Origin of the sequence: Rhodopirellula halodulae, from assembly GCF_020966775.1 — a bacterium.
In the GTDB taxonomy this organism is placed as follows: Bacteria; Planctomycetota; Planctomycetia; order Pirellulales; family Pirellulaceae; genus Rhodopirellula; species Rhodopirellula halodulae.
In genome coordinates, this window is the sequence record NZ_JAJKFV010000029.1 from 963,999 (window position 1) to 978,115 (window position 14,117).

Annotated in this window: 8 protein-coding genes; 4 read left to right on the plus strand and 4 right to left on the minus strand. The window is 57.3% G+C overall.

Annotated elements, in window-relative coordinates:
- The first annotated feature begins 115 nt into the window (after window positions 1–115).
- Window positions 116–2,002 carry a GntP family permease gene (locus LOC70_RS16590; RefSeq protein WP_230255108.1) on the plus strand — a complete coding sequence of 629 codons (1,887 nt, stop codon included), beginning with the start codon at window positions 116–118 and terminating at the stop codon, window positions 2,000–2,002.
- An 86-nt stretch (window positions 2,003–2,088) separates the two neighbouring features.
- Here the strand turns inward: LOC70_RS16590 and LOC70_RS16595 are convergent, their stop codons facing one another.
- The 3 genes from LOC70_RS16595 to LOC70_RS16605 form a co-directional block, all read right to left on the minus strand.
- On the minus strand, window positions 2,089–3,099 hold the full coding sequence (locus tag LOC70_RS16595; protein WP_230255109.1) for an ATP-binding protein: 1,011 nt from the start codon (window positions 3,097–3,099) through the stop codon (window positions 2,089–2,091).
- Window positions 3,100–3,251: 152 nt separating this feature from the next.
- The gene (locus LOC70_RS16600; protein ID WP_230255110.1) at window positions 3,252–3,596 is read right to left on the minus strand and encodes a hypothetical protein; all 345 of its coding nucleotides are present in this window, start codon (window positions 3,594–3,596) and stop codon (window positions 3,252–3,254) included.
- Between the two features lie 113 nt (window positions 3,597–3,709).
- Window positions 3,710–4,942, minus strand: a complete 1,233-nt coding sequence (locus tag LOC70_RS16605; RefSeq protein ID WP_230255111.1) for a hypothetical protein — start codon at window positions 4,940–4,942, stop codon at window positions 3,710–3,712.
- Between the two features lie 907 nt (window positions 4,943–5,849).
- On the opposite strand from LOC70_RS16605, the gene LOC70_RS16610 reads away from it, so the two are divergent.
- Entirely contained in the window at window positions 5,850–8,321 is a 2,472-nt protein-coding gene (locus LOC70_RS16610; protein WP_230255112.1) for a TolC family protein, read from the plus strand.
- A 282-nt stretch (window positions 8,322–8,603) separates the two neighbouring features.
- Window positions 8,604–10,148, plus strand: a complete 1,545-nt coding sequence (gene gltX, locus LOC70_RS16615; protein ID WP_230255113.1) for a glutamate--tRNA ligase — start codon at window positions 8,604–8,606, stop codon at window positions 10,146–10,148.
- A 330-nt stretch (window positions 10,149–10,478) separates the two neighbouring features.
- On the opposite strand, the gene LOC70_RS16620 is transcribed toward gltX, so the two are convergent.
- Window positions 10,479–10,928: a Rieske (2Fe-2S) protein gene (locus LOC70_RS16620; RefSeq protein WP_230255114.1), complete on the minus strand. Its 450-nt coding sequence runs from the start codon at window positions 10,926–10,928 to the stop codon at window positions 10,479–10,481.
- A gap of 154 nt (window positions 10,929–11,082) precedes the next feature.
- On the opposite strand from LOC70_RS16620, the gene LOC70_RS16625 reads away from it, so the two are divergent.
- The gene (locus LOC70_RS16625) at window positions 11,083–13,899 is read left to right on the plus strand and encodes a M16 family metallopeptidase (RefSeq protein WP_230255115.1); all 2,817 of its coding nucleotides are present in this window, start codon (window positions 11,083–11,085) and stop codon (window positions 13,897–13,899) included.
- Window positions 13,900–14,117 lie beyond the last annotated feature (218 nt).

The window sequence follows — 14,117 nt, forward strand, 5'->3', positions numbered from 1 at the left end:
TCGAAACGTAGGATACGAATCGCGAACGACGACCGATCGCCGAGACGCTTGCTCACGCGGCGAATGGCTTTCCCCACAATCGACGTCTTCACCATCGTTATTGGATACGAATCGGATGATGCCTTGGAAGAATGGACCGGCGCTGCGACGCCTGGTCACTTGTTTGGTCTTGTTTTCATTGGTCTTGATCGGCGGTGAATGCTTCGCCGCTGAAGCCGCCGGCGCGGAGGAGACTACATCGGCAATCTCGTTGACGCCGATCTGGTTGGTGTTGGTCGGCATTGTCAGCGTGCTGGCGATGATCATTGGTTTGAAGTTGAACGCATTCTTAGCGTTGATCATCTCGGCACTTCTGGTGAGTTTGTTGATCGGATTCCAAGACGATGCCGACGCGGGCAGCCGAATGGAAGCCGTGGTGTCGGCGTTTGGCAGTTCCGCCGGCGGTGTGGGAATCGTGATCGCAATGGCGGCGATCATCGGGAAATGCATGTTGGACAGTGGTTCGGCCGATCGAATCGTGCGAACGGCCGTTGGCGTCACCGGTGAAAAGAAGGCCTCGCTGGGGTTGATGATCAGCGGTTTTATCCTGGCCGTGCCGGTGTTCTTTGACACGGTGTTTTATCTGCTGGTGCCGCTGGCCCGCAGCCTTCACAAACGGACCCAGTCGAATTACTTGCGATACCTGATGGCGATCGCAACCGGGGGCGCCATCACGCACACGTTGGTTCCACCGACACCCGGACCGTTGTTGGTGTCCGCGATTTTGGGTGTGGACATTGGAATGATGATGGCGGTGGGTGCCGCCGTCGCGATTCCCTCCGCGATCATTGGTTTGTTCTTCTCGATCGTGGTCGACAAGAAAATGCCAGTGCCCATGCGACCACTCGGCGCCAACGAGGACAAGCACGAACCGCTGGCGGAAGACCAGTTGCCGTCGCTTTGGTCGTCCATGTTGCCCGTGGTTCTTCCCGTGGCTTTGATCGGCGCGGGGACGTTGGCGACGACTTTGGCAGACAAAGAAGACCGGGCCGCGATCACATCGTCGGACATCGAGAGCTTTGAATTGCTAAGCGAAAAGTTCGCCAGTGCCAACGCGTTGTCGCCCGCCGGTCGGTTGGTCAACAGCTCTCAATTGACGGAGCGGCAACGTCAATCCTTGAAGGTCACTCCCGCGGACGCCGAGCAGGAAGCCTCCTTCATCGCGGCGATGAACGATGCGTTGCTCGATCCGAATTTCTATGACGAAGAAGCCTTTGATGACGTGGCCGTTCCCGAGGTCAGTTCAAAGCTGATGGCGGCAAACCAGTTGCGAATGAAGCCGGTGGATCGTCGACGCATGAACCGAGCTTTGCTGGACGCTGCCTATCCGGAGCTGATCGCGGCTCATCGATGGGAAAGCCCGATGCGAAAGACCGCCAATTCCTTGGGGCTGTGGAGCAATCCAAACTTCGCGTTGTTGTTGGCTGCGTTGTCGGCGATTTTGACGTTCAAGTTGGTCCGCAATCTGTCGTGGCGAGACGTTGGAGTCGACGTCGAGGAATCGTTGATGAGTGGTGGGGTGATTATCTTGATCACCGCCGCCGGTGGTGCTTTCGGGGCGATGTTGAGCCAAACGAACATTGCTGACACGATCCAGCAATTCTTTGAAGGACGTGAAGCTGCCGGGGTCGCGATTTTGCTGTTGGCTTGGTCGATTTCGGCTGTCTTGAAAGTCGCGCAAGGCAGCAGCACCGTTGCCATGATCATTGGGGCCGGGATGATGGCCGCGATCTTGGGTGGCCAGCAGCCTCCGTTTCACTTGGTCTACGTGGCAACGGCCGTCGGCAGTGGTTCATTGATGGGCAGTTGGATGAACGATAGCGGTTTTTGGGTGTTCACCAAGATGGGCGGTTTGACGGAAAGCGAATCGCTTCGCAGTTGGACACCGCTCCTGGCAACGTTGTCCATTGGCGGTTTGGTCACCACGATGGTGCTCAGCCAAGTTGTCCCCATGGCCAACTGAGTCGTCATTGACGCATTGTGACCGCTGGTCCTTCGAGATGGGGCCGAAGTTGTCTTGGGTCCGGTGCCACCGGACCCCGCACCAAGCTAGAGATCTAGCTCATCGAGTGAATCGATCAGGCGATCCAAGTTGTCTTTGGGCTTCTCGCTCAAAGCGGCTTGGCGTTTTTTCAGTTGGTCGTCGATGCCAACCGCTTCTCGGCCCGTGAGCAAAAGCTGTTCATCTCTTTCGCGAGCCGCGGTCGCAATGGGATCGCCTTTGTCGGTCGGTGCACCGAACAGTTGAGACAAATCGATTTTGAATCCTTCGTCACCATCCGTTTGAGCGCCCGCAATCGCAGGGGCTTTGTGCTGCGGGAAGATGATCGCGTTCTCGGGACAGACGCGACTGCAGGCGGGGCAACCTTTTCGACAATTGTCCGGTTGCTCGACCAAGATGTTCTCGACGCCATCCACGCCGTAGACGCCGAACAGGCAGAAGTCGATGCACTCCATGCAGTTGGTGCAACGGCTGAAATCGATAACCGGGTACCATCGACGCTTGGTGGGTTCTTCGACTTCGACAATCTTCCCACCAACAATGGGCAGCGACGTGTCCGCCGGAGCTGTTTCACCACGGCCTAAGATGCGATTGATTTCCGCTACGTAGTCCTCGACCGATTCGGAGGACTTCAGATCCAGGCAGTAAACTTGGCGATCTGGTCGCGGGTAGAGATCCGTGACCCGATCGACCACTTCGGTTTCAGGTGGCTCCGAATCTGCGGCCGAGGGCGTTTCGGACTCGTCGTCGGAATCATCAATTCCCAGTTCCACTTCGCCGGGCGTTCCGCCGATGCCGTTGCGATCGAGAACCCAATGGGCGGCTCGCGAAAAAATCCAACTGCAGACGATTAGATCGCCGTCGATTTCGCGGAGTCGTTCCAGCGATTCGCCACCTTTGGGCAGATCGTAAAGGTGTGGCACGACCAAGACCTCCACCCCATCGATTTGTCCCGCCGCCTGGGCGATCGCCGATTCCAGGCCTCGTTTCGCGGGGTTGCGAGATTGTCCTTTGGAGACAACCAGCGTGCAGGTGGTGGGGTGGGCAGCGGAGATCATGGTGTGTCCGTGAGAGTCCAATGAGATGGAGAATCATCGTGACTCTTGCGGGGCGACAAATCAACCGGATTTCGCGTGGTCATGCCCCATGCAGCACCGAGACCGGGCACCATCGCACCCGGGAATTGCCTGCCAATCAGGATTCTCGCGAATCAGGCGGTTTCTTCGATCATCGCTTTTCGATGGGCGACCGCTTCCCGTTTGGTCTTGAAAGTGAGGAAACGCTGCACGCCTTCCTCCTGCCACGTCGCGACCCAACGCCCGTACACGTTTTTGCTAACGCCGGTGACGCCGGAGGTGTTGTTGGTCGGGCGTTTGCGAGGGCCTTTTCGCCACTGGCGTTCGCCCAACTCCTTGATCTTTTTGTCTCGCCACTTTTGTGCGTTGGCGAGCGATTTCCGGATCCCACCGTCGGAGAATCGGAAGTATTTCGAGTGCTGTTGTCCCTCCCGGACGATCCGAACGGTCCATCCCTCGGGACCGCGTGTGATGTTCATTTGCTTTTTCATGCCCCCCACCTTAACCGGTGTGAAGCCGACAAGCAACATAGTCGTCGCGCATGTCGCGGGTTTGCTCAGAAAGCGGGCCCGATCCCAATCGATTCAGCGGCTCATTCCCAGCCGACCGGCTGGGTCCAAGCTTGCTGTTTTTGACCGTCAAATGACGGGTCGCGAGGTGGTTGGCTGCTGGTGACCACGGCGCGGACATATAGCTCCTTGCCGCTCATGGTGTACGAAGGGGTCAGGCTGGTGGACCGCTTCACTGTGACACCGATTCGATGTTCATCGATCAATCCGTCTTCCTGTGCCAATGTGGCGATGAATTCGGTTTGATACGTGGCACCTGGTTCGCCTTGGATTTTCAGTGTCAACGTTTTGGTGTCTGCCTTGAAGTTGACGTCTTCAAGACTGACACCACTGGAGGCATAGAAGTCGCCCTTTTTCATCGCACGAATGAGATGTTCCGGTGTCAGGTAGCGACTGCGAACCATCACCCATCCACGTCCGGGACGTGAACCCGGTTTGCCGTGGTATTCGTGGCTGTCGTCGGTCGCGATGCCCATCATCGGTGGAACGTTCAGCGTGGTTTGGCGGAGCGCGTTGATGATGTCCCACATGCGTTCGATGCTGGGATGTTCGTCATCGCCCAAATGATTGACGCCGGGGTGCCCGTTGTAGACTTCAAAGAACCGTTCGGAGACAACCGACGCGAGGTCTTCTGCGGTGACGGCGTAGTGGAAATTGGGATGGTTCACATGTGGCAGCACTTCGCGCCCGTGAGCCTTTTCGTGTTCCAGGATGGCTCGCAAGTTGTTCTCGATGACTTGGCGAACCGTGTCGCCACCGACGGGTTCCAACGCTTCGGCCAGATTGGTCGCGTTGATGTGGACCGGTTTGCCTTCGCCGCGATCGCTGATCTCTTCGGCCGGGATCATGATGAATTGGCCCGACTGTTCGATGAGATATCGAAACTCATCCAGCGGTTTGATCCGCACTTGGTGGTCCGCTTCGCCTTCGTTGCCACGAGTTTCCACCCAGGCGTTCCCGAAACGATCACGGTAGCGATCCACGATTCCAGCGTCGCTGCGTTTGACAATGCTGGCGTGGTCCATCCACCGCATGCCTTCGCTGAGCACGTTGTGGTCGGTGAGTGCCAGGAAGTTGTAGCCTTCGGATCGGTACCAATCGGCGATCATCTCGGGGAATTGGTCGCCGTCGCTCCAGAGAGAATGCGTGTGCAGATTGCCTTTCCACCATCGAAGAGGCGGATCCTCCGCGTGACACAACGTTGTGAAACTGAAGGCGAAGCACAATGCGAGCAGAGAGAAGGTTCGGTGAAGCATGATTCAGGCGGGGCGGAAAGGCGGGAGCGTCGACCTGTTTGTCCGATGGTCAACGTGCTTGGCGAAAACTGTAGCACGGCGGTCCTCCGCCGTGAGTGTTTGTGATCTCGGTGGGGGACCACCGAGCAACAGGTTGTTGTGCGTGTGTCAGGCGGGGCCGTGACCTACTTGGGGTCGTTGTTGGGCCGGAGGGGGATGGTTTTTCAGCTTGTGACCGGCATCGAATTGGCGACAAAAACTGTAGCACGGCGGTCCTCCGCCGTGAGTGTTTGTGATCTCGGTGGGGGACCACCGAGCAACAGGTTGTTGTGCGTGTGTCAGGCGGGGCCGTGACCTACTGGTGATCGTTGTTGGGCCGGAGGGAGCTGGTTTTTCAGCTTGTGACCGGCATCGGAAGGGCGGCGAAAACTGTAGCACGGCGGTCCCCCGCCGTGAGTGTTTGTGATCTCGGTGGGGGACCACCGAGCGACAGGTTGTTGTGCGTGTGTCAGGCGGGGCCGTGACCTACTGGTGATCGTTGTTGGGCCGGAGGGAAATGGCTTTTCAGCTTGTGACCAGCATCGGAAGGGCGGCGAAAACTGTAGCACGGCGGTCCCCCACCGTGAGTATTTGTGATCTCGGTGGGGGACCACCGAGCGACAGGTTGTTGTGTGTTTGTCAGGCGGGGCCGTGTGAAACTCGCTTTGGCAAAACTTCAGAAATTTCCGAATTGCCGTCAAAGTTTACCAACTCCGCCGCCGATACCTACTTGCGGATGAAGGTCTCGTTTCATTCGGTGGAACGATGTTGAGCGAGACCTTTGTAGGGGGGCTTTCCATACTCGGCCCGACCGGGGACACACCATGCCGCACGTGCGGCACTCGTGGGGTGTGTTCTGCGGCGGCACCGCGCCAGGGAAGTCCAGGGCATGAAACGCTCGTTGATCCGTTTGACCGCACAGCTGCAATTGGGAATCACCCTCCTGATGGCCTGTGGATGTGCACCGACTCAACCGTTCTTCTTGAACGAGTCGCCGGACCTGAACTACTACCTCAATACTGCCACCCAGATTGAATATCCGGATGTGGACGTGGAGAGTCTGCCTGAGACCACCGAGTCCCTGCCGCCGCTTTCCATCGGAAACCATGACTATCAGTTTTGGGATCTGACCCTGGAAGAAGCCACCAACATCGCATTGCAAAATGCGAAGTTCTATGTGACCACCAGCGGCATTGCTGAAGCTCGCCAAAACGTTTCGGATCAATTCATCAGCGGAACCGCGGATCAATTCGGAAGCATTTGGGACGTTGCCATTCAGCAATCGACCACTCAATCGGTTCCATTGACCGTCGACAGCAACGGCAACCGCACCCTGCCCCGTGGCGTTTTGCGAGCCAACCAAGTCGGCGGCGTGGAAGACGCGTTGGCGGAGTTCGATGCTCAGGCCAGCGGGTTCATCAGCTACAGCAACACCGACCGCCCACGTAACTCGGGCAACAGTGCCGTTTCGACGTCGCTGTTCCAATCGGACGACGTGACCGCTCAAGCCGCGATCAGCAAGCGATTGGCAACCGGTGGTGTCGCCACCTTGCGTCACCAATTGATCTACGGCCACAACAACCTTCCGACGGCACCGTTGGCAGCCAACTCCGCCTCGCGAGTGGTTTCCAGCGACTACACCGTCACGATGGAAGCTCAGTTCCAACAACCTTTGATGCGAAACCGAGGCACCTTGGTCAACCGAATCCCGGTTGTCTTGGCCAGCCTGAATGAAGACGTGTCGATCGCTGAATATGAAATCCAAGTTCGCAACTTGGTTCGTGATGTCGAGAACGCTTACTGGGATCTGTACGTCAACTATCGAGCCGTGGCCACCGCGGTGGTCGCTCGCAACAGTGCGATGGCGACGCAACAGGTCGCACAACTGGCACTGGAAAATGGTACCGGAACGCTGCAAGAGCTGTCGCAAGCCAAAGGACAGTACTTTCAGTTTCAAGCACAACTCGAAGCCGCTTTGGCCGGATCGAACTTGCCAGGGCCGGATCGCTTTGGCGTCTACGGAGCTGAGAACCGTTTGCGTCAGCTGATGGGATTGGCGGCAACGGACGGACGTTTGATTCGTCCGATCGACGAACCAACCTTGGCACGAGTGGAATTCGATTGGCACGAGTCGGTTGCACAGATGCTTTATCTGTCGCCCGAACTGCGTCAAACCAAGACTCGAATCAAACAGCAAGAATTGGAACTCATTTCCGTCAAGAATCAAATCCTTCCCGAGGTGAACCTGTCGCTCTTGTACCGCTGGGTCGGTGTCGGCGACACGCTCGGACCTCCGGACGGTGGCACGGGAGACTTCCCGACTCCTGGCAGCTCGGCGTTGGCCGGTCTGACCGGCGGCGATTTCCAAGAAGGTGCGGTTCGATTGGAAGTGACACCACCAGCGTTTGGTGCACGCAAAGAGTTGGCTCGAATTCGAAATACCAAACTGCGAATCGTTCGTGAGCGATCGAAGTTGCAAGAAGACGAACGATTGCTCGTGAGCAACCTATCCGACGCGGTTCGCAAAGCTCGTTCGCACTACCAGCTGACGCACACCAATGCCCAGCAGTGGCAAGCGTTCGAGACCGAAGTGGAAACTCGTTTGGCCGAATACGATGCCGGGACGCGAGACATCAACGTGGTCCTGCAAAGTCAACAACGCAAGGCTCAAGCCGAGATCAGCTACTACCGTGCACTGGCCGAGTACAGCAAATCGCTGAGCTACGTCGACTACTTAAAAGGAACGTTGCTGGCTAACAGCGGCATCACCTTGCGAGAAGGACCCTGGAACAAGAAGGCCTACTGGGACGCACTGGAACGTGCTCGCGAACGAAGTGCGGGTAAGAAGTTGCAGTACGGTGTGACTCGCCCCGGTGTGGTTCGCCAAGGACCGGTTCGCAATGCGGATGCGGCTTCGGAAATCATCGGCAGCGGAACGACCACCCACGGTCAGACCTTGCCACCGACCGAATTGGACAGCAACGGACAAGTGATCTTTGGCGACGCCAACGGTGGAATCTGGCCAGCCGACATGGGTGTGACTCGAGACGCGATCCGGATTGAAGACCAGCCGTTGACGGAGATGGGCAACAGCACGCAAGAGTTGTTGCAAGCACCGCAGTCGATGGAACGATTGTCACCACCCGTGACCGTGCCCACCCCGGCACCGTCGATTGAATCGGCTCAGCCACTGTCGGCTCCCGCGAACGCCTCGCCCAACAGCGGAGCTTCGTGGGGCACTTCCCGACATGTCCAGCCCGCCGCCTACTCGGCACCGGCTCGCGTCTCGGTGTCGCCATCGACGGCCGAGCCTGCGGAGTACGCACCTCAACCCGTGCGACGGAAACCACTTCCTCGCTGAATCACCCGATCATGAACCGCGTCTGAGTCCCAACCACGGGCCGGACGCAAACGGTTCTCACCATCTTCCGTAGGGGCGGAGGCCTGGGTGGTTGTCGTCCGACACACGCGCGTTGGATCCACGACCCACCCCCACGACTAGCTCGACCGGTCTGCACGCAGGCCCGTCGGGCTTTTCGTCGTTGAGGGCTAGCATTGCGGGCAAGCGTTTGTAGAACCAAGCGTTTCCGAATGCGGAAGCGTTCCCTCGCCCCACAAGTATCTCCATCCCCACGCAACAGCCATGATTCGCACGCGATTTGCCCCCAGCCCGACCGGATACTTGCACATCGGAGGCGTCCGCACCGCTTTATTCAATTGGTTGTTGGCCAAACAATCCGGCGGCCAATTCATTCTGCGAATCGACGACACCGACGCGGGACGGAATGTCGAGGCGGCGCTCAAACCCATCTTGGACGGTTTCCGTTGGCTGGGCATGGACTGGGACGAAGGCCCTGATGTTGGCGGACCCCACGGACCGTATTTCCAATCCGAACGAGGCGACTTGTATCGCGCGGCGGCGGAGAAGTTGCTCGCGGACGGGCATGCTTATCGAGATTTCGCCAAGCCGGAGGAACTGCAAACGCTTCGTGAGGAAGCCCAAAAGGCCGGCGAGGCATTTGTCTATGACCGTCGCTGGATGGCGGAAGACGACGCGGCGGCCGCCAAGTTCGAAGCGGAAGGTCGCCAGGGCGTGGTGCGTTTGAAAATGCCTCGCGAAGGTCAGTGTGTGATCCAAGATTTGATCCGCGGCGAAGTCGTCGTGGAATGGGCGTCCGAGCAAGACCATGTGATCGCGCGTGCCGACGGCAGCCCGCTGTATCACTTGGCCAGCGTCGTTGATGACCATGAGTTGAAGATCACTCACGTTGTACGCGCGGCGGAACACTTGCCCAACACGGCTCGCCAAGTCTTCATCGCTCAGTCGCTCGGCTACGAGTTGCCAACCTACGCTCACTTGCCCTACGTCGCCGAGCCCGGTGGATCAGCCAAGCTCAGCAAACGCAAACTTGATAAGTACAAGAAGAACCGTGACTTTGCATTGTTGTTGGAACGAGGCGAACAAATCGCGAATCGTTGTGGCATTCAAACCGAAGCGGACACATTTAATCCCGTCTTGGTCGATTTCTATCGCGAGATCGGTTTCTTGCCCGATGCGTTGCTGAACTACCTGCTGTTGCTCGGGTGGTCGTTGGACGGAGAGACGGAGAAGTTCACGATCGAGGAGATGATCGAAAAGTTCACTTTGGCACGAGTCAACAAGGCTCCGGCTTCGTTTGATCCGGCCAAGTTGCAATCGTTCCAAGGCGACGCTTTCGCGGCTCTGCCGGCTGACAAACGAACCGAACTGGTTCAACCGTTTGCCGCGGCGGCGGGGTTTGTGTCGGGTGATGATTCCGGTGAACTGTTGACGGCCGTGGTCGAGGCGGCTGGCGATCGTTTGAAGATGGCGGGTGACATCATCGACTTTGATTACTGCTTCGTCGACGACTATGCCGTGGATGAGAAGGCGTACGAAAAGCGTTTGGTGAAAGCTGATGGTGCCAAAGAGTTGTTGGCAAAGCTAAACGAAAGCTTGAAGTCGGCCGATGCCTTTGACGCGGCTTCGGTCGAGACGACGGTGAAGTCCTTCTGCGAAGCGGAAGGCATCAAGATCGGTCAGATCATTCACGCATTGCGTGTCGCGACGACGGGTGTTGCCAGCGGTTTCAGCATGTTTGACACGCTCGCGATTCTTGGTCAAGAAAAGGTCACCACCCGAATCGACCGAACCGTCGCCGGTTTGTGAGTTCAAAGCCGTCGCAGCAACCGTAGCACGGCGGTCCCCCGCCGTGAGAGTTTGTGATCTCGGTGGGGGACCACCGAGCGACAGGTTGTTGCGTTGATTGTCAGGTGGGACCATGACCTACGCGCGGTACTGTAGCACGGCGGTCCCCCGCCGTGAGTGATTGCATTCTCGGTGGGGGACCACCGAGCGACAGGTTGTTGCGTTGATTGTCAGGCGCGGCCATGACCTACGCGTGGGACCGTAGCACGGCGGTCCTCCGCCGTGAGTGATTGTGATCTCAGTGGGGGACCACCGAGCGACGGATTTAGCTTTGGCAAAGCGAGAACACTTCTACTCCGTCATTTGAACTTCGACCACGTTTCCGTTTTGTCGAATGGGAAAAACCGACTGCAGCGGTTGTTGGTTGATGGTTTGTTTGCCGGTCGCCAGTTCGTACTGCCAACCATGCCACGGACACGTCACGCAACCATCGGCGACGTGGCCTTCCGCGATGGGGCCGCCTTGGTGAGCGCAGATCCCATCCATCGCGTACCAGTGCCCGCCCTCGAAGATCACCGCGAGGATCCGGTTGCCGACCAAGACTTCCTTGGCGAATGTTTCTGATTCTGGGGCGGAAGTCAGTCGTTCGGCCAGACCCGGATCGACTTCGTTGAGATCCAACGCCGCGAGCCATGGCAAATTGGGGTCAGCTTCGCGGTTACCGCTCGTGGGGGCCAATTCGTTGGGGTAGAGGGCTCGTTCGGGAGCGTCTTCGCGCGAATCGGAATTCGAATCGTTCATGAGATCGTTTTGGCGGAGGGAGAAGCATCCATCAGTGTGTCGTTTACCGTTCTTCGTCGCGACCCCGGGGGGACACGGTGATCGACTCACCGTTACAATTCGGTCGTCCCTGTGCTCACCCAACCTCCAATGACACGATCGGATGAATTTCGCAATGCAAACACAACGAGAAATGGCGGTGGAACCCGCCCGCTTTGAAAACAAGGTTCTCAGTTGTTGGCTGGGCGCTTTGCTCGTGACACTCGGTTTCCATCTCAACCTCTGTTCTGCCGACGACACGGCAAAAAAGGATTCGTCCGTGCCTCTTAAACTCCATGAAGTCGAAGGGATCAGCGAATACGTGCTGCCCAACGGCGTGAAGGTCCTGCTGTTCCCCGACGAAAGCAAAGAAGTCGTCACGGTCAACATGACGGTGTTCGTCGGGTCGCGGCATGAAGGTTACGGCGAGGCCGGCATGGCTCACTTGTTGGAGCACATGTTGTTCAAAGGAACGCCGACGCATCCAGAAGTGCCCAAGGTGCTGCAAGATCGTGGTGCGAGGTTCAACGGCACGACTTGGATGGACCGCACGAACTACTACGAAACGTTGCCCGCCAGCGAAGACAATCTCGAGTTCGCACTGAACCTCGAGGCCGATCGCTTGCTCAACAGCAACGTCAAAGGCGAAGACCTGGAAAGCGAAATGACGGTCGTTCGCAATGAGTTCGAACGCGGTGAGAACTCACCGATGCGAGTCTTGATGCAACGCATCGAATCCGCCGCGTTTGATTGGCACAACTACGGAAAATCGACCATCGGTAACCGCAGCGACATCGAACGGGTGCCAGTCGTCAAGCTGCGCCAGTTTTATCGCAAGTATTACCGCCCCGACAACGTGATGGTGATCATCGCGGGTAACTTCGAAGTCGATCATGCCTTGGCGTCGGCGAACAAAGCGTTTGGAAGTCTGCCGGTGCCCGAGACTCCGATTGATGAAACCTACACCGTCGAGCCACCCAAAGACGGTGAGCGAACGGTCGTCCTGCGGCGTGTTGGTGAAGTGCAAGTGGTCGGTGCGGCCTACCATATCCCCGCCGGCAGTCACCCCGATTTCGCGGCGGTGAAAGCTTTGGCAAACATCCTGGGAGACGAACCCAGCGGCCGACTTTATAAAGGCATGGTCGAAACGGAAATCGCCAGTGGCGTCTTCACAATGGCATCTGGATTCCGCGAGCCGGGACTGATGATGACCATGGCCAATGTTCCTGACGATCAATCGATTGAGCAGGCTCGTGCCAAATTGATCGAACTGATGGAAAACGATTGGGAGCAAAACCCAATCACGGAACAAGAGGTCGAGCGGGCCAAACAGCAGATGTTGAAAGCTCGCGAGTTAGAGTCCGCCAACACGGACAAAATCGCCGTGGCACTCAGCGATTGGGCGGCTCAAGGTGATTGGCGTTTGTACTTCTTGTATCGCGACGCGGTGGAAGCCTTGACGGTCGAGCAAGTTCAGTCCGTTGCGGATCGTTACTTGCAACGCAACAACCGCACCGTTGGTTTGTTCATTCCGTCGGAAGAATCCGAACGTATCAGCGTTCCTGAATCTCCCGACCTGACCGCCTTGCTGAAAGACTACAAAGGTCGCGAAGCGGTGGCCGCCGGGGAACGGTTTGATCCGGACCCAATCGCCATTGAAGAGCGTGTTCAACGAGGCAACTTGGTTGGCGGAATCGATTACGCCGTGCTGCCCAAGAAGACTCGCGGTGGATCGGTCTCGGTGTTGATGGCGTTGCGTTTCGGTTCGCCTGATTCGATCAAGGACAAGCTTGGCGCGGTGGAGTTGCTCGGGCTCATGATGGCTCGCGGCACCGAAGATCTGGATTACCAACAACTGCAAGACGAATGGACGCGTTTGCGTGCGGAGGTGCAGATCTACACCGTGAAGGGTGTGTTGCAGGTCCAGGTGCAAACAAAAGAAGAGTTCTTGCCCGAGGTGATTGAGTTGCTGGGCAAAATCTTCAAGTCACCGCGATTCGAAGCTTCTGAATTGGAGGTGATGCGTCGTCAGGTGATCACCAGTTTGGAAGGCAGCAAAACGGAGCCCAACGCGCTCGCCCCACGACGTGTGCAGCGCATGTTGTCGCCCTACGACAAAGACGATGTGCGTTATGTCATGACGATCGAAGAAGAGATCGCGATGTACGAGGAAACCACGCTCGAACAAATTCGCGAATTGCATGCGAACTACTTGGGCAACCAAGCGGGCCAACTCGCGGTCGTTGGGAACTTTGAAGTGGATTCCACGCTCGATCAATTCCGCGCCATCCTTGATGGTTGGGAAGCGAAGCAACCGTTTGAACGCATCGTCTCGCCAGCCCACCCTGAAATTCCAGGTGCGTTGGTCACGATCGAAACTCCCGACAAGTCCAACGCTCTGTTGTACAGCGGCCAGCAATACGAGTTGGCCGATTCCAACGCGGAATATGCTTCGCTGGTGCTGGGCAATTTCATTCTCGGCGGCGGATCGCTAAGCAGTCGTTTGGCCAATCGTGTGCGTCAGCAAGAAGGTTTGTCCTACGGCGTCCGTAGCGGAGTGACTGCCGCCAACTTTGCTGAAGACGAAAAGGTGAGCTTCACCCTGTATGCAATCACGAACCCCGCCAACAAAGACAAACTAATTCGCGTCATTCGCGAAGAGGTCAATCGCGTGTTGGACGAGGGCGTGACCACGGAGGAACTCGAGCAGGCAAAAGGTGCTTATCTGCAAGCCGAACGCATTGGTCGAACGGGGGATTCCAAGTTGGCCAGCATGTTGGTCAAAAGCGTCATGAACGATCGCACGTTGGAGTTCGTCTCGCAATACGAAGCCCAGATCCAGGCTGCCACGGTGGAATCCGTGAATGCGGCTCTAAGAAAATATGTGGATCTCGATGGGCTGGTGATGGCCGTCGCGGGTGACTTTGCGGCGGTTGAACAGCCAGCAGAGTGAATTCCCCTCGAATGAGTTTGTGATCGATTCACAAAAAATCAACGAAGCCGGATTGGGCGGGTGCCAGGTCCGGCTATTGTCGTTTACACTCGGCACCAACATTGATCTTTTTCATCCGAGTGTTTCGTCCTTGTCCAGGGTACCGATAGGCCGCCAGCGCGCTGTTTAGCCGCCGGCGTGCCCCGTTCGCCGAACATGTTTCGGTTGAAAGAGGATCC